A 17,468-nucleotide genomic window follows, 5' to 3' on the forward strand; every position below is an offset into this window, starting at 1 on the left:
GAAGATGTTATTTCGTTAAGCATTGAGAAGTGATACTCAACAGTATGGAGGGAATCGATTATGAACGACACAAAGACATTACGAGGATTAACCACCGTTAGTTTTTGGGCAGATAATCTAGAAGCAGCAAAGGAATGGTATGCTGAATTATTAGGTAGCAAACCATATTTCGAACGCCCGGGATATGCCGAATTTCGCCTTGGCGACTACCAACACGAGCTAGGTTTAATCGATAGTCGTTATGCGCCATCTGATGCAGTGACCGGACCATCTGGTGCTATAGTATACTGGCATGTTGATGATGTAACAGAAACTTTCAATAAGCTGCTATCTATGGGTGCGAAAGAGTATGAGGCACCTACAGAGCGCGGTGAGGGATTCATCACCGCTTCCATAGTCGATCCCTTCGGAAACATATTAGGTATTATGTATAATCAACACTATTTAGATGTGCTCATTTCGAACAGGAAAGTGTGAATCACGCTTCTGCGCAACAAGGTATAAGGTTTTAAAACTAAATAACTGTACTATCATTTTACAGCGGATAATTAATATGATTAAAATTATTACGAAAAAATATGATGGTGAGAGTACGTGGGAAATAATTTAAATTAATTATAAAAAGTAAGAAGAAGTACATGAAACCATTACAAGGAAAAGTAGCAGTTATAACCAGAATGACAAGAGTTGCTGGAAGAGGCATTGCGATGATGCTCGGCGAATCTAGAGCAACTGTATATGTAAAAGGAAGACGTAGAGAAGGAAATCTATCGTATATGGGAAGAGCTGGAACGATTGAAGAAACTGCAGAGCTTGTTACGAAACAAGGTGGTAAAGGAATTTTTTAATTAGACAGCTGTATAATCTTTTTAAGAGCGCTCTTAGCAAAGAGTGCTCTTTTTCATTAAGATAAATATTTATTTAGCATCTTTTTAAAGTGGTTTTTATCGTAATTTATATATTGGATAGCTGTATTCCGTATGGGGTCTCCTGCATAAAACCTTTCATACAATTCGTGTCTGGATGCTAGCGGGCTTCCGACGATATCCCATGCTAATTTAAATAGTTTTGTACGTTGTTTGGCATCGATGTTTGTTCCTTTAAAATGTTTTTTCAACAAATCGGATATCGGACTTTGGAAATCTTGCATGCTGGAAGGTAGTTGAATAAAGCCACCTGCTCCAATCAACTGCAAAATCTTTATTGCGCGGGGATAATATTTCGAACCAAGATTTCTTGCCGTTTCAATATATTTAAAGTTTGGCAAATATGTTTGATTTTCGTAAATAGTACCTTCAACTTCTGCGGCAATTAAGAGAGCGCGGATTGTTTCAATTTGCATAATTAATTCTCCAAGTTTCTCTTGGACATGCAAATAAGTAGTAGTACCGATTGCTTCAGCAATTTCACAAGCAATTGCCGTTATAAATTCCAGCTTTACTACTAATCGTACAATTTCTTGGTGATAAGCTAAACTGCTAGAAGCTATATCTGATTTTAAGGTCCATAATGCTTCAGGGTTGTTACACAGTAAGACACGTTCCCATGGCACAAATACATTATCAAAGATTAATAGTGCATCCATTTCATCGTACTGTGAGCTAATAGGGGAATCAACTGTATTTGAATGTGTATTCGCAAATGGTTCTCTACAAATCATATGTAATCCAGGGGAATTGGCTGCCACAATGAGGAAATGAGCTAAATCTTTTTGAGCGTCAGTCAGCTTTGTTAATGGATAGATTAATAAATCATTTGAATAAGGCGAAGCGGTTCCTATCATTTTTGCACCATTTAAATAAATTCCGTCAGAAGTTTTCTTCGTAACTCTTAGTAATCCTAAATCATCTGCATTTAACATCGATTCTGTAGAGCGATTTATCTGTGGATCACGTTGGACTACACTTAAAAACAAGTGCTTATCTCTCGCTTCTTCATAATAAGATGTGATTTTATCTGGAAACTGCGCATCAAATTTTTTATAAAAATCTCTTGATACGTACCAGCCAGTAAGTCTCGACCTTGCGTAATCAGATAATCTACTCATTACGCCGTCTGTAGCATAACTCCACGTTTCAAAAGCGCTTCTCCTCATTAATAATTCGTTATAGGAATTTGGAACTAAAAATGCTGTATGGACAAAGTCTTTCGTTTTTGGACTTACGTATCCAACAGAATCTCTTCGTATTGGATCATCAAACAATGAAAATAAATTGGAAATGGTACTTAGTGTTCCTGCAAAATGTTTGTCTGTAGTTACATCTACTTTTTTTCCATAGAGCCAAACGTTACGACCGTCTTGTAAGCTCTTTATATAAGAATCCTTCAAATTATGCATATTTCCTCCTCCTAAAGACTATTCATATATTTGGACATCTTTTAATGGTGGGGAATATACGTGGAAAGTTATTGCTGTTGAATCTGTAGCATTATACATTTTATGCACAGTATCTTTTTTTACGGTGAAAATATTTCCCTCTGAAAATTCTTCAATCCGCTCGCTATTGTTTTCGTACGTTATATTTTGTAAGGTACCATCGACTATTAGTATACAACCTAAAGATATTCCGTGATCATGAACAAAAGTCTTTGCTTTGCTGGGAAAATTTAATACTAAAATCTCCACAAATTCAGACTGATAGATAACGTTTCTTCCGTATTCGTGGTTAACTGGTGAGGTAATAAAAGGAGATATTTTATGAAGTGAAATATTTAATGATTGAATAGCGTGTATTAAATTCTCCGTATCGTAGCTACATAGGTTATAAAACGCTTTACTTATGTTATGAATCAAATGCATGTACAACTTCCTCCTAAGCATTTGCAGTGAAAGAAAGTAATCTCCTATTATATCGTGTGTAGTTGATTACATAACATTGTATTGAAGAAATTCAAAAAGGTGACTGGTTTTAATTAGGGAATATCTGTTTTATGTAATATGGTAATTAGTTCCATTTTTATGATATGCTTGAACTATAGCCTATTTTCTATTGGAAAGGTGATGAAATAAATGGCAGTTCTTTTAGTGGAAAATTTATATCAATTATCCATTTTTTTATTACTTTTATGTTCATTTTGTTTTTATAGATATTTAAAGAAAATGAAAAGAGAAAGAAAGCTTACTGGTTTTGAAATTACGATGTATATCATGACGCAACTTGCTTATTTCATTTGGGCGACAACAACTCTTCTTAAAATGTTATCAGAATAGTAATCTTAATATTAGATGTTGAAAAGAAATGTATAGAAACATAAACGGCACAAACATGGGCAAGGATAATTTATCTATTAGGTAAATAAATATAGGCGGTATCTAGACTTATAACGTCTTTATAAAAAGAATGGGGAATACGTTCATAATTATGTCGAACACAAAATAAATCGATGAAACCATCATTAGAAATTTCTTCATGTTTTACATTCAAATACATCCTTTGTAATTTCGTAATTGAGATGTATTGTCCAATTACATACTCATTAATTCCATATCCATCAAATTCAATTATCATATTATCACTGTTGATTACTAACCGACTTTATAGTCTAAATTTTGAATGAAACATTCACATTAATGATTATAAATAGTTCAAAAGCTATTTTGAATATATTTTTATAAAAAGAGAGGATATAAATGGAACAATATAAGTTAATTTTAAAAGGACCTAAACAACTTGAGTGGGAAACGAATGAAATTAGGTCCATACAAGATGATGAAATTATCGTTAAAACAATCGCGGGAGCAATAAGTATTGGGGCAGAGTTACCGCAGTATAACGGATCCGATGTTACAGATACGAATCCTTTTTATCCAAGAAAAACCGGATATGAAAGTTATGGTGAAGTGATTCGAGTTGGGAATAAAGTAACAAATTTAAAAGTAGGTGATAAAGTAGTTTCTTTTTATGGACATGAAACGATAGGAATAGTTAAGGTGCATAAAGTAATTCGAGTGCTTAGTTCTATACAACCTAAAGTTGCTTTATTATCTATTCTTTCGTGTGATGCCGCTAAAGGAGTATTAAAATTAAATCCAAGTAAAAATAAAAAAGTACTTATAACTGGATTGGGAGTTATCGGTTTACTCGCTTGTTATTACTTGAAAAACAATGTAGGTGTTGAATATGTGGATGTTGTTGAACCTGATGGGACTAGAAGAGAATTTGCAAAGAAATTTGGTGTAAAAAACACATTTGATTCAGAAGAACAGATAATAGAAACATATGATTATGGTTTCGAATGTTCTGCTACAAATAGCGGATTCCATGTATTGCAAAAAGCTCTTAAAACTAATGGACAAATATGTATACTTTCTGATGGTAATATTGAAGAACTAACATTAACCGCCAACTTTTATCAGAAAGAATTGCAAATCATTGGATCAAGTGATGGATACGATTATCAAAAACATGCAGCTTGGTTTTTTAAAGAAATAAGAAAAACACCATTTATAGAAGAAATCTTTCAACATGAAATACAGTATACTTCACTCATACAATGCTTTGAAGAATTGAGTTTAGGGATAATTAAACCATTAAAAGTATATGTTTCATATGAATAACGAAAAAATAGAGAAAATATTTGTCACAAACCTCACATCTGTTTCGTCACATTTATGATTTCTAAATGAGGAGGAACATATATGAAAATATTTGTAGCAGGTGCAACGGGTGTTATAGGACGTTCTTTATTACCTATGTTAATAAAAGAGGGGCATACGGTATTTGCAATGATTCGTAATGAATTACAAGTAGAAGCAATGAAGAAAATTGGTGCTATACCAGTAATAGCCGATGTGTTTAATCGACAGGCTGTATTTTCTGTATTGGAAGAAACAACTCCCGATGTAGTTATACATCAATTAACGTCATTGTCTACATGGAATTTTGAGGATAATGCAAAAATTAGAACAAAAGGCACTCGTAACCTTGTCGATGCCGCAAAAAATGTAGGGGTAAAGAAAATAATCGCTCAAAGTATTTCATGGGCGTATGAAGCAGGGGATACATTTGCGACAGAAAAAGATTCACTACATATTACTGCTCCTATGCCTCGGCAAATCACTGTTAATGGCATATTAAAATTAGAATCAGCTGTTTCTGAGTTACCAGAATCGATTATTCTTCGTTACGGTACACTATACGGACCGGGAACATGGTATGCGGAAAACGGCTTAATTGCAAATCAAGTTCGTAATAATGAAATGATTGCAACAGATGGGATAAGCTCTTTTATACATGTCGAAGATGCCGCTAGAGCAACTATGTTAGCTCTTAATTGGCCTCCAGGAATCGTAAATATTGTTGATGATTCCCCAGCAACGAGTAAAGAATGGTTACCAATATACGCAGCTGCAATTGGGGCACCGGCTCCTAAAGCTCAAGCTGGGAAAAATAGTTGGGAAAGAGGAGCCTCAAATTATAAGGCACGTAAAGAGTATGGATGGACACCTTTATTTCCATTATGGTCTGAAGGATTTAAAAATTTGATAAGTATGTAAAATAATCCTTTAATGGGAATGCTAATAACATTCACCGTTAAAGGATTGGGCTATTATGAATATAATTTGGGAAAGTATTATTTTAACCCTTACTGGAATTATTGTTTTAAAAATGACAGGTAGTACATCTGTTAGCCAAATGACGAGAGCTGAAATAATTATAGTTGTATCAATTGGACGTATTATTGTAGAACCTGTATTAAGTAGGAAATTAGTTCCATCTATCTTTGCCGCTATCATATTTTCGGGCATACTACTTATCATTCATTTCTTTGAATTGAAATCACGGAAGGTGGAGCAATTCCTAAATGGAAGTAGCATTGTAATTGTTGAAAACGGAAAGATTGTAAAAGCAAATTTGATACGGGCAAAAATGTCAGAACAACAACTTTATATGCAATTAAGAGAAAAAGGGATTCATGATGTAAAGCGTTTACAGCAAGTTACAGCGGAACCGAATGGGCGTATTGGCTATCAATTAATAAAACAAGCACAACCAATAACTTTAGAAATGTTAGAAAAAGTATTAGATCAGTACAATATAAAAAGATAATTTTTCATGAGAAACAGCCAATACTACAATAAAAATATTGGCTGTTTTTTTATTTTCTATAAACGTAAGGATTAATAAAATAGGGGAGATTTTTAACCAATCTTTATAATAGATATAGGCTTATTATTATGCTATATTCAATGGGGCTACGATGACTAAGGTAAGTCGTATGAATAGAAGAAAAAACTATATACCAACAACACAAAAAATTTGCCTTTACTTTGATACTAAAAATGGATTGAAAATAAGGAGATAGATACATAATGGAATTTTGGGAATCAAGTTTTATTGAAAAACAAACGATGTGGGGATTTGAACCTACAGAATCCGCAATTATGACGAAAGATTTTTTTCTTGAAAAGAACGTTAAGGATATATTAGTTCCGGGTATTGGATATGGAAGAAATGCAAAGGTTTTTATTGATAATAGGATAAATGTAACAGGTATTGAAATTTCAAAAACAGCCATCGATTTAGCAAAGCAAAACGGACTAGAAAATATTAGTATGTATCACGGTTCAGTAAATGATATGCCTTTTGATAACAATCTTTATGATGGGATATTTAGTCATGCACTTCTTCATTTGTTGAATAAGCATGAGCGTGAGAAATTTATTAAAGATTGTTATAATCAGTTAAAACCAAGCGGATATATGGTTTTTACAACGGTTTCTAAAAAAGCGCCAATGTACGGAAAAGGGAAACAGTTGGACCAAGATTATTTTGAGATAATGGAAGGTGTAAAAATGTTCTTCTATGATTCTGAATCTATAAAACATGATTTTAATGAATATGGACTAGTACAAGTTTCGGAAATTGACGAACCAAATAAGAACATGGAAAATAAGCCTTCAATCAATTTTCTAATGATAAAATGTAAGAAAGAACAATAAATAAAGAATTGTAAGCATTACTAACAATCTCTATATGTTGAATATGAACCAATAAAGAGGACGAGCATATATTATAAATACCTCTTAACTTTAAGTAACCTTAACTTTCGTTAATAGGATATCTCAAAATCCCCGAAAAGAGCACTTGCGGAAACGAGTGCTCTTTTATTTATGTGATAATAGATTTTTATGGGTATTCTATTTGGAATTTTAAACCATAAATATAGAATATAATGTTAAACTTAATGTAGCACTTGTTGAAATTAATAGTTGTGCTGTAATAGAGAATAAAGTACTTGAACGGAGTGTTATTGAATGCAAACAAGAAAAGCTTATTTATATGTATTTCATACGATGTCAGATTGGGAATACGGACATTTAATTGCTGAACTGAATACAGGAAGATATTTCAAAAAAGGTTTAGCGCCTTTAAAAGTAATTACAGTAGGAGTAAATAAAGAAACGGTTATTTCAATGGGAGGCTTGAATATAAAGCCAGATATTTCCCTAGATGAATGTGTGTTTGAGAGTAACGATCTATTAATTTTACCTGGAGGAAATACTTGGAGTGAAAATATACATAAACCTATTTTGCAAAAAGTTGATGAAGCTTTAAAGATGGGCGTAATTGTTGCTGCAATTTGTGGTGCAACTGTAGGGCTTGCAAATTACGAATTCTTAGATGATAGAAAGCATACAAGTAATAGTTTAGAGTATATGAAAATGGTTTGCCCGAATTATAATGGAGAAAATTTGTATGAAATGGGACCTGTAGCATCTGACCAAAATCTCATTACTGCATCTGGAGTAGCCCCTCTGGAGTTCGCAATGGAAGTACTGAAAAAATTAGATGTACTTGCGCCGGATACACTTCATTCATGGTATAACTTACATAAGACTCATGAACCTGATTATTTCTTCCAGTTAATGAATTCTCTTAATAATTGAGTAGTTTTATAGTATCTCGAATAGGAACCATGCTTTAGATAGACAACGTCAAAGCATGGTTTTTTTGTTTTATTTCATAAATATAAAAATTTAGTATAATAAAAATGAGTCCGAGAGAAATATTTTTCTCTTTTTATACGATTATTGCTGAACGACAAAAGTAATAGCATTTGTTTTTAATTGAATGCGTCTTTCATTTCGAACTATATCAAAAGCTAATTCTTTTATTTCAACTTTTACTTCTTTCCATCCTTTATAAATACTTTTTAATAGACGTATCATTTCTTCGGTTGGGAGATTAATTTCAATTAAAGCTTCTAATTCTTCATTCGTTTTTAAATCAATTTCTTGTATGTTAGAGTTAATAATTAAACAATTAATACCGCCGTTTTTTGTCCCTTTTTTCATAGAATGGAGCACGTTTGTTAAATCTTCTTCTGATTTAACATGCTCTAAACTTGATACTGCAACGATATAGTCATAAGTGTTAGGAGGAATATCGTAGTTTTCAATTGCTATTTGTTCCGTTTTTATTACTCCAAATACTCCATGTACTTTGCTATAAACTTGTAACTTTGTTAAAGCAGAATGAAGTAAATCGACACAAGTAACAGTGCCGCTACAATTTTTTATCTTTTGTGCAATTGGAATACTATTTCTTCCAACGCCAGATCCGAGGTCAAGTACTTGCAAGTTGTTTTGTCTTTCGAAATAGTCCATCATGTCCATAACTGTTTTAACTGGTTTGTAAAGCCAAGATCCAGTCTCAAATAGTTTATATTGTTCATAACAAAGGTCATGATATTTCTTTTCTTCTTGTCTTATGTAATCGATACGATTCATATTGTTTTAGCTCCAATATGTTCACTGCAAAATGAATAGGTAGGACAGCCTTTTATATTCGTTTGAATTCGAAAGATACCACCAGCATGTGGGTACTTTTTTAATTCTTCATCCGTCATTCTTGTTCTGGCTGTCGTAACATATAAGTCAGTTGAATTAGGGCCTCCAAATGTACACGACGTTACATATAAGGCAGGAATTGGAACACTTAATATTTGTTCTCCAGTCAAAGGATTCCATCTAGTAATCTTCGAACCACCCCAATGTGCAATCCATAAGCAACCTTCTTCATCGATTGTCATCCCATCAGGTAAACCATCATTTTCAGGAAAAAGGATAACATCAGTTGGATTACTAATTTCTCCAGTACGTATATCATAATGAAAACGAACTACTTTTTTAGTAGGTGTATCAATAAAATAAAGGTATGTATGATCAGGTGACCAAGCGATTCCATTTGATGTATTTACATATGAAACTTTTTTCTCAACGCTCAAATTATTATATAAACAATATAAGGAACCTGCAGCATTTATTCCATTTAAATCAGTAGTACCCGCCCAGAAGCGACCAGCTGGATCACATTTCCCATCATTAAAACGATTTTCTACTAAATGTGGTTCAGGATCATAAATATGTGTCAGTTTTTCTGTTTTCAGGTTAAGAGAGTAAAATCCGTTTTCCATTGCTAAAAGTACTACATCCTCTACATATGGAACAACACAGCCGATTTGCTGATTAAGGGCAATTACCCGGTTTGTATTGTTAGTAGGATTATAGATGCATAATGTTTTCTCCATAATATCAACCCAATATAAAAGTTGCTTTTTTTCATTCCAACATGGTCCTTCAGCTAAAGTTGCTTTAGCATCTAAAACTAATTCTATATTACTAAACAAGATGTTCACCTCGCATTATAAGATATTTATATAATTCGATAAAAATAGAGGTAAACCTTTTAGCGAGAGAATCTTAAGATTTGCAATGTAGAAAACAGACCTTCTCATATTAAAAAAGTGTATAAACACAGAGAGGAAAATGCATATGATGTTTTATGAGGTTGTTTGCTTTTCTTGTAAAAATATATTCCGAGTATATGAAGGTAGTGAACAATATAAGCGGTTTAAAGAGAAATCGAAAGGGATATATTGTTGTGATGAATGTAGCCACAAGATTCAATTAGAAGCGATAAAACATTTTTTTAGATAATTATATGTAATGTATTAACGTTCAGAAAAATTTGACAATAAACGTGTAATAAATTATCATATGTAAAAATCAATATTTAAAATGGCATGGAAGAGAAGAGTAGTTAAGAAAGAATACGTACAGAGAGCTCTGGTAGCTGAGAAAGAGCGGTATACATCTTAATGAAAAAAGACTTGGAGCTGCGCAAGGAACTAATTTATTTAGGGATGATGCGACGGGTTCTCCCGTTATAGAGATAGGGTATAAGCATATTTTGCCGTACCTGAAAAGGTTAATATGGTGACGTATTAACAAACTGAGGTGGTACCGCGAAGCTAATAACTCTCGTCCTCAAGATGAATAATCTTGGGGGTGGGAGTTTTTTTGTTGTATAAAACTGAAAATGTGAAAACAAAAAATAATTGAGGTGAGTGACATATGCATTGGGCGTATGAAGTAGCACATGAATTAATTAGAAAACATCCAAATAAAGAAACTTTTGTTTGTGCATCTGGAATTAGTTCATCTGGTTCTGTTCACATTGGAAACTTCCGTGAAATAGTAACGACTTATTTTGTTGTAAGAGCTCTGCAAAATTTAGGGAAAAAGACTCGTTTTATCTTTTCATGGGATGATTATGACAGGTTTAGAAAAGTTCCTAAAAATATTGATCCATTTTTTGCAAGATACATTGGTATGCCGTACTGTGATATCCCTGATCCGCATGGGTGTCATAACTCATATGCAGAGCATTTTGAAAAAGAGTTTGAGAAATCGCTTCAAGCATTTGGGATTGAAGTGGAATTCATATATCAACATGCTGAATATAGAAGCGGAAGGTATAATGGCAATATATTAGAGGCTTTGCATAAAAGAAAAGAAATATATGATATTTTAATGCGTTTTAAAACAGGAGTTCACTTTGAAGAAGATAGAGAAAACTTTTATCCAGTTACGTTATATTGCGAGGGGTGCGGGAAAGATGCAACAACGATTACACAATTTGATGAAGTATTAGAAACAGTACGGTATGCATGTGAATGCGGAAATGAAAATGAATTATCGGTAGTAAATACAAATAAAATGAAACTGAATTGGAAAATTGATTGGCCGATGAGATGGATGATAGAGGATGTTATTTTTGAACCAGGCGGAAGAGATCATTCATCGGAAACAGGTAGTTACAATGTATCAAAAGAAATTGTAAGGGAAATATTCAATCGTGAAGCGCCTCATTACGTTGCTTATGATTTCATTGGTCTTAAAGGTAATCATGAAAAAATGTCTAGTTCTTCAGGAAATAGCATTACACCTAGCGACTTATTAAAAGTGTATGTACCAGAAGTAATTCTTTTTATGTTTGCAAAATATAGGCCAGGCGCAGCTTTTCATATTGGCCTTGATGAAGATGTGATCCGAAATTATACAGAGTATGAACGATTGAAAGATAGTTATGAAAATGAAGCACTAAAAAATGAAGATTTATTTGATGCAATTAAACTTTCTAGAGTTGATAACCGATTTAAAGAATATCCAAAGTTTAATCAAGTTGCAAGTACTTTACCACTATTAAATTTTGATTCCTCTATTTTACAAAATATATTAGAGAAAATAGATAGGAGTTATGCATTACCTGAAATGATTGCGATAAGTAATCGTGCAGAGTATTGGATAAGAAATTTTCAATCTGAAAAATTGATTACGGTAAATAAAGAGAAGAATACGGAGTTTTATAACACATTAGAAGATAGACAGAAAAACTGGGTGGAAGAAGTTTGTAAAACACTTCGTTCTAATAAAGAATATTCTAATTTAATGGAGCAACTGTATACGATTTGTCATCATGAAAATAAAAAAATAATGAAAGGAAATCAAAAGCAATTATTCACCATTATATATAGGCTCGTTATGAATCAATCAAGTGGCCCACGTATACCGTTATTAATACATGTGGTAGGCATCAAAAAAATCATCACATTATTAGATTTCTAATATATAGCTAAAAGCAACGCAAGTACTCAAAGATCTAAGTGCTTGCGTTGTAAATTTTACTACCGTGTATACAGTTTTGGACATTCATCACCACTTGGCTCATAAAAACAATGGCTTTTAAATTGCCCTACAAACGGCTGATTATACCATTCAGGTGGGCAAGCTCCAACTGGACGGAAATACCAAAGAGCCCATCGTGCTGGCCAGCGCCATTCACCTTGTAAAACCTTTCTTGCAATTTCTTTTTCTGACTCACGAGCTCGTTGGTAAAAATATCCATATCGTACCGCTTCAAATCCACCGGGGCTTTGATATACAGCATCACGAACGGTACGGAGTTGTTTGAAATCTAAGCAATCGCAAAATACACGATTCACAACAACGCAGCCAACAAGCTGTTCACCTTGTCGACCTTCTCCTTCAGCTTCAGCACGAATTAAACGAGCTAGTAATTCAACATCGCTTTCGTTATATGGAATAAGGGGCATAGTGATACCACCTTTCTGTTATAGTAAAGAGTGTATGTTATAAAATAAGCTACGTGCTTTTTTACATAAAAATAACATTTGATTTTAATAGGAGTTTGTATAAAAAAAGTTAATTAGTAATAGTAGATAAATAGAAAAGGGGAGAGGTATTATGTATCGAATTCATAAAGATGACATTATTTACGCAATGTCACCAGAAAATAAGCCGTGTATGGAAGTAGAAATTGGGAGCCGTCTTGTATTTGAAACATATGATTGCTTTGAAAACCAAATTGATTCTGAAGATGTTGTGTTCCAAGAATTAGATTGGAACCGAATTAATCCAGCGACTGGGCCTGTATATATTACAGGTGCAGAACCGGATGATATATTGGCCGTAACGATTGAAAAGATTAAAATTGCAGAGCAGGGTGTTTTAACTACAGGTGCGAACCTCGGTGTAATGGGTGAAGTGCTAAATGAAAATACAGTGAAAATCCTCCCAATACATAATAAACATGTTTTGTTTTCAAATGAACTGCAAATTCCGATTAATCCAATGATCGGTGTGATTGGTACTGCGCCGAAAGAGGAGAGTATTTCCTGTGGAACACCGCATGACCATGGCGGAAATATGGACTGTAAAGAGATAAAAGAAGGGACAACATTGTTATTACCTGTAAATGTTCCTGGTGCTCTATTAGCATTAGGCGATTTACATGCAGCGATGGGTGATGGTGAAATTGGTGTTAGTGGAGTAGAGGTTGCTGGTGAGGTGACGGTAACAGTTCAGATTATAAAAGGAAAGAAATGGCCACTACCAATGGCTATCCAAAAAGAAAAAGTAATGACAATTGCTTCAGAGAAATTGTTAGACGATGCAGCGAATCGTGCTGTACATAATATGGTGACATTTTTACATGAGGAATTAGAAATGTCTAAAGCAGATGCAACTCTATTATTATCAGCAGTGGGTAATTTAAAAGTTTGCCAAGTTGTGGATCCACTAAAAACGACGCGGATGGAACTAGGAATGGAATATGCGGAAAAGCTAGGTTTTAATTGGAGTAAATTTAATATTAAATAAGAATACTAGAAGAAGGATGCTGTTTTTTAAAAGTATCCTTTTTTAATTTACGGATGAAATAAAAAGAGGTAGTATTTATTTTATATAAGTATATTTGAGATTGTGAATTAAAAGGAGTTTAAGAATGGTCAAAATTATGATTGTTGAAGATGATATGAAAATTGCGGAGCTATTATCAACTTATGTTGCGAAATACGGTTACCAAGGAATTGTAATATCGGATTTTCAAAATGTGTTAGACATATTTTTAGAAGAACAACCAGAGTTAGTTTTATTAGATATTAATTTACCAAGCTTTGACGGTTACTATTGGTGTCGTCAAATTCGTGGAGTTTCCACATGTCCAATTTTATTTATCTCGGCCCGTGAAGGTACGATGGATCAGGTTATGGCGTTAGAAAATGGTGGCGATGATTTTATTCCGAAGCCTTTTCATTATGAAGTTGTAATGGCAAAAATTCGTAGCCATTTAAGACGTGCTTACGGTGATTATGCACCGAAACTAGAAGAACGAATGGTTGAGCAACAAGGACTTAGTTTATATCCCGAAAGGCTTGTTTTGAAGTTGCGGAATCAAGAGATTGATATAACGAGAAACGAAGCCATTTTATTAGAAATGTTAATGAAAAATTATCCACGTGTTGTGAGTAGAGAAGTGTTGCTTAATAAGTTATGGGATAGTGAATCTTATGTTGATGATAATACATTAAGTGTAAATACAACACGTGTGCGTAAAAAGTTAAAAACATTACATATTGAGGATGCGATTGAAACAATTCGTAGTGTTGGATATAGGTTGCATATTACTTGGGAAAATGGTGTGGAAAAATGATAAGGCTGTTTATACGTGACCATATACCACTTATTTGTTTTACAGTGCTCCAACTACTAGCCATATTCCTTGTATATTGGTTTGATGGACATAATCATATTACAACAGCATTATATGCAATGTTTTTAGGTGCTTTTTTTATGGTAAGCTACTTAATATTTCGTTATTTTACACATCGTTCTTTTTATGAGCGTTTAGCCAATCCATTGCAATCTTTGGATGAATCCGTTCAAAAATCTGATTTTGCAGTTGTATCTACTGCTCTCCAAGATTTGCTTGATGCACAATATCGTCATTATCAAAATCAACTGCAATTACAAGAAAGAAAAAATAATGATCATTTAACCTTTATGAATCAGTGGATTCATCAAATGAAAACACCTCTATCTGTAATAGAATTAATTACACAGGATGAAGTGGATTCGCGTTTTGAAAGTATTAATGAGGAAACAGATCGCTTGAAAAAGGGATTAGAGATGGCATTATATGTCGCGCGTTTAGAAGCATTTACACAAGATTTTTATGTAGAAAGAGTCCAACTACATAAAGTAGTAAATGATTCCGTGCATGAACATAAACGCTTCTTTATCCGGAATTTTGTATATCCAGAGCTTGAAATTGATAAAGGTATTACTGTAGAAAGTGATGCGAAATGGTTGCAATTTTTAATAGGACAAATTATATCGAATGCGATTAAATACTCATCAGGTAGTAGAGAAAAGATTAAAGTGAAAGCATGTAAGGAAGGTAATACTGTTGTACTTGAAATAGCCGATAGTGGCGTCGGGATACCGAAGCAAGATTTACCAAGAGTATTTAAACCGTTCTTTACAGGAGAAAATGGTAGAGATTTTAAAGAATCAACTGGAATGGGGTTATATCTTGTATATGAAATTACGAAACAATTAGGGCATCGTGTAGAAATTCATTCAGAAGTTGGTAAAGGTACCGTTGTACGAATTATATTTTTTAATGTGTAAATAAGTGATTTAGGCTAAAGAATTTTGAAGATAAGTTTTTTAGCCTTATTTTATAGCGATTAAATGAAACGATAATAAATACGACTATTAAATTAGAAGGATTTAATAATAAATTAATTGATAGATAATTTTTTGTAAGAAAAAAGCTACTCCTTTGAAAGAGCTAGCTTTATGAATTGTAATTAAGTAAACAAACTTAATAATTTATATCCAATTAATCCTAAAATAGTGATAGGAATCATCATTAAGAAAGAAGAAATTCGATTAGCATTAGAGCGTTCTAATACAAGAATCAAGATAATCCCAACTATGACTTCGGTATATCCAACAGGTAACATGTGACTATAGTCTTCAAAATTTAAAAGAATGTGAAGTCCATCCGTTACAAAAACTCCACTTATAAGTGCGCTTCCGAATTTATGAAGTGGATTTGTAGTATCCTTCCATAGAAAACCTGCAATTCCGAAGATGGTTCCTCCTATACATGCACATACAATCCATACAGATATAAAATAAATAGAGTGAGCTACATTTTTAATAATTATTGCATAACCATAATAGCCTAAAACCATACCTAGCAGCGCAAGTATACCGGAAAGCATAGCTGTACGCTTAGAATAACTAAGACTAGCCACAAAAAAGGATGGAACTAACCAAACACTTCCTAGGTTAGCTAATGAATTCCAATTTCCTGGAAGTATACCTTGGCCCAATTTAGTTAGTATACCAACAATAATCCCTACTATAATCGGGATGAGAAAACTTCTTAAAACCATATTTGATTTTATGATTTTTAATGTCTTTTCCATAAATTCAATCCTTACTTTAATATTTTCTGTAAACTTATAATAGCTTATTAAGGAAAAATAATCAATTAAATTTTATCGAAAAACAATAAAAAAATATTGAATAACGAACCGTCCTTTGTTTTTATAATTAGGTGAATAAAATATCAAAACTAGTTACTCAACCAAAATGGTAAATGAAATAATATATGCAAGTAATAAAATTGCTGAAAACACATAATTCAACTTATCATAAGCATGCTCTTGAGGATAAAATTCACTGTTATACTTGTAATTTAGAATTTTTAATGATTTTCATCTCGTATTTACAATGAAATGATTTATGATAAAAAAGAAAAGGGATTGATATAGTTTCCTCCTGTTTTTATTTACAATTTATTTGAAGAAGGGATTTTTTACTAGTTGTGAATGTTAGGGGGATTGCAATGGATATTCGGAAAATGAGATATTTTATAACGGTGGCAGAAGAATTAAACTTTAGTCGTGCAGCAGAACGTCTTATGATGGCACAACCGCCTTTAAGTCAAGAAATTCGTAAATTAGAAGAAGAATTAGGAGTTCAACTTTTTCATCGAACGAAAAGAATGGTTGAACTTACCGATGCTGGAAAAATATTTTTAGAAGGTGCACGGCAAACGTTGCTTCAAGTAGATAGAACGATTAAAGAAACACAGCTTGCGGATGAAGGGAAGATAGGCCATTTAATAATTGGGTTTGTCGATTCTACAGAAACCGTTATAAATGTATTAAAAAAATTTCGAGAACGGTTTCCTAAAATTCAACTCATATTACGCGAAATGACAACTGATCAACAAATCAAAGCGCTCTATGAAAAATAAATTCATATTGGATTTATTCGTTCCAAGCAGAATAATAAAATTTTAACTTCCGAAGTTTGTTCTGTAGAATATTTAAAATTGGTTTTGTATGAAGATCACCCTTTCGTTATGTTACGTAACATTCCAATTAAATCATTAGTGGATGAACCATTTATTTTATTTCCACGTCATTTTGGTACAAACTTTTATGATGTAATTATTAGTTACTTTTGGGAACATGGAGTAAGTTTAAATATTGTTCAAGAAGCGATTCAAATGCAAACGATTGTGAATTTAGTTGCAGCAGGAATGGGGATTTCTGTCGTTCCGTCATCAGTGGAAAGTTATAAAAAAACGGGAGTTATATATAAAGAAATTCAAGAAAATACCCCAAAAATAAATTTATATGCTGGATGGAGACTAGATGAACAGTCTGTTGTGTTAGAGAACTTTTTAACTGTTGTTAGAGAGGTTTATACAACTTCACAATGTGAATGTAAAAGATAATAACCCATCTGTATAGGATGGGCAGTGTAGATTTGAAAAGGAAAGCTTCTTTATAGG

General features: G+C 33.0%; 19 protein-coding genes, 2 pseudogenes and 1 other annotated feature. Of the genes and pseudogenes, 14 read left to right on the forward strand and 7 right to left on the reverse strand.

The window, feature by feature from the left end:
* Nucleotides 1–60 precede the first annotated feature (60 nt).
* Nucleotides 61–477, forward strand: a complete 417-nt coding sequence (locus tag JDS98_RS00635; RefSeq protein WP_098711587.1) for a VOC family protein — start codon at nt 61–63, stop codon at nt 475–477.
* Nucleotides 478–638: 161 nt separating this feature from the next.
* Nucleotides 639–842, forward strand: a pseudogene (locus JDS98_RS00640) (hypothetical protein); the annotation flags it as partial.
* Between the two features lie 62 nt (nt 843–904).
* On the opposite strand, the gene JDS98_RS00645 reads toward JDS98_RS00640, so the two are convergent.
* Nucleotides 905–2,338 (reverse strand): 4-hydroxyphenylacetate 3-hydroxylase family protein, encoded by a 1,434-nt coding sequence (locus JDS98_RS00645; RefSeq protein WP_098911685.1) that lies wholly within the window; start codon nt 2,336–2,338, stop codon nt 905–907.
* An 18-nt stretch (nt 2,339–2,356) separates the two neighbouring features.
* Nucleotides 2,357–2,800, reverse strand: a complete 444-nt coding sequence (locus tag JDS98_RS00650) for a cysteine dioxygenase (RefSeq protein WP_097958550.1) — start codon at nt 2,798–2,800, stop codon at nt 2,357–2,359.
* Between the two features lie 210 nt (nt 2,801–3,010).
* Between JDS98_RS00650 and JDS98_RS00655 the strand changes: the two genes are divergently transcribed.
* Nucleotides 3,011–3,211: a hypothetical protein gene (locus tag JDS98_RS00655; RefSeq protein ID WP_098711589.1), complete on the forward strand. Its 201-nt coding sequence runs from the start codon at nt 3,011–3,013 to the stop codon at nt 3,209–3,211.
* 70 nt (nt 3,212–3,281) lie between these two features.
* On the opposite strand, the gene JDS98_RS30040 is transcribed toward JDS98_RS00655, so the two are convergent.
* Nucleotides 3,282–3,509: a hypothetical protein gene (locus JDS98_RS30040; RefSeq protein ID WP_002156414.1), complete on the reverse strand. Its 228-nt coding sequence runs from the start codon at nt 3,507–3,509 to the stop codon at nt 3,282–3,284.
* Between the two features lie 122 nt (nt 3,510–3,631).
* Here JDS98_RS30040 and JDS98_RS00660 point away from each other — a divergent pair, with 122 nt between their 5' ends.
* The 5 genes from JDS98_RS00660 to JDS98_RS00680 all read left to right on the forward strand — a co-directional run bounded on the left by JDS98_RS00660 (nt 3,632) and on the right by JDS98_RS00680 (nt 7,891).
* Nucleotides 3,632–4,558, forward strand: coding sequence for a zinc-binding dehydrogenase (locus JDS98_RS00660; RefSeq protein ID WP_098911684.1), 927 nt, complete (start codon nt 3,632–3,634; stop codon nt 4,556–4,558).
* An 81-nt stretch (nt 4,559–4,639) separates the two neighbouring features.
* On the forward strand, nt 4,640–5,497 hold the full coding sequence (locus JDS98_RS00665) for an NAD-dependent epimerase/dehydratase family protein (protein ID WP_097854550.1): 858 nt from the start codon (nt 4,640–4,642) through the stop codon (nt 5,495–5,497).
* 55 nt (nt 5,498–5,552) lie between these two features.
* Complete coding sequence (locus tag JDS98_RS00670; protein ID WP_098911682.1) at nt 5,553–6,050, forward strand: DUF421 domain-containing protein; 498 nt, start codon at nt 5,553–5,555, stop codon at nt 6,048–6,050.
* Between the two features lie 263 nt (nt 6,051–6,313).
* Nucleotides 6,314–6,943, forward strand: a complete 630-nt coding sequence (locus tag JDS98_RS00675; RefSeq protein WP_000397624.1) for a class I SAM-dependent methyltransferase — start codon at nt 6,314–6,316, stop codon at nt 6,941–6,943.
* Between the two features lie 315 nt (nt 6,944–7,258).
* Complete coding sequence (locus JDS98_RS00680; protein ID WP_098711592.1) at nt 7,259–7,891, forward strand: type 1 glutamine amidotransferase family protein; 633 nt, start codon at nt 7,259–7,261, stop codon at nt 7,889–7,891.
* 141 nt (nt 7,892–8,032) lie between these two features.
* Here JDS98_RS00680 and JDS98_RS00685 read toward each other — a convergent pair whose 3' ends face one another.
* Both JDS98_RS00685 and JDS98_RS00690 read right to left on the reverse strand, forming a co-directional pair.
* Complete coding sequence (locus tag JDS98_RS00685; protein ID WP_097958556.1) at nt 8,033–8,734, reverse strand: class I SAM-dependent methyltransferase; 702 nt, start codon at nt 8,732–8,734, stop codon at nt 8,033–8,035.
* Complete coding sequence (locus tag JDS98_RS00690) at nt 8,731–9,633, reverse strand: SMP-30/gluconolactonase/LRE family protein (RefSeq protein WP_199633427.1); 903 nt, start codon at nt 9,631–9,633, stop codon at nt 8,731–8,733. Before JDS98_RS00690 ends, JDS98_RS00685 begins: the two co-directional genes overlap by 4 nt.
* Before the next feature lie 139 nt (nt 9,634–9,772).
* Here JDS98_RS00690 and JDS98_RS00695 point away from each other — a divergent pair, with 139 nt between their 5' ends.
* Entirely contained in the window at nt 9,773–9,943 is a 171-nt protein-coding gene (locus tag JDS98_RS00695; RefSeq protein ID WP_044810524.1) for a DUF2197 domain-containing protein, read from the forward strand.
* Nucleotides 9,944–10,021: 78 nt separating this feature from the next.
* Nucleotides 10,022–10,278: a binding site (T-box leader), on the forward strand.
* A gap of 82 nt (nt 10,279–10,360) precedes the next feature.
* Entirely contained in the window at nt 10,361–11,914 is a 1,554-nt protein-coding gene (lysS, locus tag JDS98_RS00700; protein ID WP_199633428.1) for a lysine--tRNA ligase, read from the forward strand.
* Nucleotides 11,915–11,973: 59 nt separating this feature from the next.
* On the opposite strand, the gene JDS98_RS00705 is transcribed toward lysS, so the two are convergent.
* Nucleotides 11,974–12,402: a cell wall hydrolase gene (locus JDS98_RS00705; protein ID WP_098711596.1), complete on the reverse strand. Its 429-nt coding sequence runs from the start codon at nt 12,400–12,402 to the stop codon at nt 11,974–11,976.
* A 151-nt stretch (nt 12,403–12,553) separates the two neighbouring features.
* Between JDS98_RS00705 and JDS98_RS00710 the strand changes: the two genes are divergently transcribed.
* The 3 genes from JDS98_RS00710 to JDS98_RS00720 all read left to right on the forward strand — a co-directional run bounded on the left by JDS98_RS00710 (nt 12,554) and on the right by JDS98_RS00720 (nt 15,280).
* Nucleotides 12,554–13,468 carry an acetamidase/formamidase family protein gene (locus JDS98_RS00710; protein WP_098911679.1) on the forward strand — a complete coding sequence of 305 codons (915 nt, stop codon included), beginning with the start codon at nt 12,554–12,556 and terminating at the stop codon, nt 13,466–13,468.
* Nucleotides 13,469–13,592: 124 nt separating this feature from the next.
* The gene (locus tag JDS98_RS00715) at nt 13,593–14,300 is read left to right on the forward strand and encodes a response regulator transcription factor (RefSeq protein WP_000239006.1); all 708 of its coding nucleotides are present in this window, start codon (nt 13,593–13,595) and stop codon (nt 14,298–14,300) included.
* Nucleotides 14,297–15,280 (forward strand): sensor histidine kinase, encoded by a 984-nt coding sequence (locus JDS98_RS00720; RefSeq protein ID WP_000620174.1) that lies wholly within the window; start codon nt 14,297–14,299, stop codon nt 15,278–15,280. The genes JDS98_RS00715 and JDS98_RS00720 overlap by 4 nt, the downstream gene beginning before the upstream one ends.
* A 182-nt stretch (nt 15,281–15,462) precedes the next feature.
* On the opposite strand, the gene JDS98_RS00725 is transcribed toward JDS98_RS00720, so the two are convergent.
* Nucleotides 15,463–16,089, reverse strand: coding sequence for a DUF6518 family protein (locus JDS98_RS00725; RefSeq protein WP_199633429.1), 627 nt, complete (start codon nt 16,087–16,089; stop codon nt 15,463–15,465).
* A 422-nt stretch (nt 16,090–16,511) separates the two neighbouring features.
* On the opposite strand from JDS98_RS00725, the pseudogene JDS98_RS00730 reads away from it, so the two are divergent.
* Nucleotides 16,512–17,411, forward strand: a pseudogene (locus JDS98_RS00730) (LysR substrate-binding domain-containing protein).
* Nucleotides 17,412–17,468: the final 57 nt, after the last annotated feature.

The sequence above is a fragment of the Bacillus cereus group sp. N11 genome (assembly GCF_016483605.1).
GTDB lineage: Bacteria > Bacillota > Bacilli > Bacillales > Bacillaceae_G > Bacillus_A > Bacillus_A toyonensis.

Coding starts and splice junctions, on each gene's coding strand:
- JDS98_RS00635 (WP_098711587.1), top strand. CDS start 61: ATGAACGACACAAAGACATTACGAGGATTAACCACCGTTAGTTTTTGG.
- JDS98_RS00645 (WP_098911685.1), bottom strand. CDS start 2,338: ATGCATAATTTGAAGGATTCTTATATAAAGAGCTTACAAGACGGTCGT.
- JDS98_RS00650 (WP_097958550.1), bottom strand. CDS start 2,800: ATGCATTTGATTCATAACATAAGTAAAGCGTTTTATAACCTATGTAGC.
- JDS98_RS00655 (WP_098711589.1), top strand. CDS start 3,011: ATGGCAGTTCTTTTAGTGGAAAATTTATATCAATTATCCATTTTTTTA.
- JDS98_RS30040 (WP_002156414.1), bottom strand. CDS start 3,509: ATGATAATTGAATTTGATGGATATGGAATTAATGAGTATGTAATTGGA.
- JDS98_RS00660 (WP_098911684.1), top strand. CDS start 3,632: ATGGAACAATATAAGTTAATTTTAAAAGGACCTAAACAACTTGAGTGG.
- JDS98_RS00665 (WP_097854550.1), top strand. CDS start 4,640: ATGAAAATATTTGTAGCAGGTGCAACGGGTGTTATAGGACGTTCTTTA.
- JDS98_RS00670 (WP_098911682.1), top strand. CDS start 5,553: ATGAATATAATTTGGGAAAGTATTATTTTAACCCTTACTGGAATTATT.
- JDS98_RS00675 (WP_000397624.1), top strand. CDS start 6,314: ATGGAATTTTGGGAATCAAGTTTTATTGAAAAACAAACGATGTGGGGA.
- JDS98_RS00680 (WP_098711592.1), top strand. CDS start 7,259: ATGCAAACAAGAAAAGCTTATTTATATGTATTTCATACGATGTCAGAT.
- JDS98_RS00685 (WP_097958556.1), bottom strand. CDS start 8,734: ATGAATCGTATCGATTACATAAGACAAGAAGAAAAGAAATATCATGAC.
- JDS98_RS00695 (WP_044810524.1), top strand. CDS start 9,773: ATGCATATGATGTTTTATGAGGTTGTTTGCTTTTCTTGTAAAAATATA.
- lysS (WP_199633428.1), top strand. CDS start 10,361: ATGCATTGGGCGTATGAAGTAGCACATGAATTAATTAGAAAACATCCA.
- JDS98_RS00705 (WP_098711596.1), bottom strand. CDS start 12,402: ATGCCCCTTATTCCATATAACGAAAGCGATGTTGAATTACTAGCTCGT.
- JDS98_RS00710 (WP_098911679.1), top strand. CDS start 12,554: ATGTATCGAATTCATAAAGATGACATTATTTACGCAATGTCACCAGAA.
- JDS98_RS00715 (WP_000239006.1), top strand. CDS start 13,593: ATGGTCAAAATTATGATTGTTGAAGATGATATGAAAATTGCGGAGCTA.
- JDS98_RS00720 (WP_000620174.1), top strand. CDS start 14,297: ATGATAAGGCTGTTTATACGTGACCATATACCACTTATTTGTTTTACA.
- JDS98_RS00725 (WP_199633429.1), bottom strand. CDS start 16,089: ATGGAAAAGACATTAAAAATCATAAAATCAAATATGGTTTTAAGAAGT.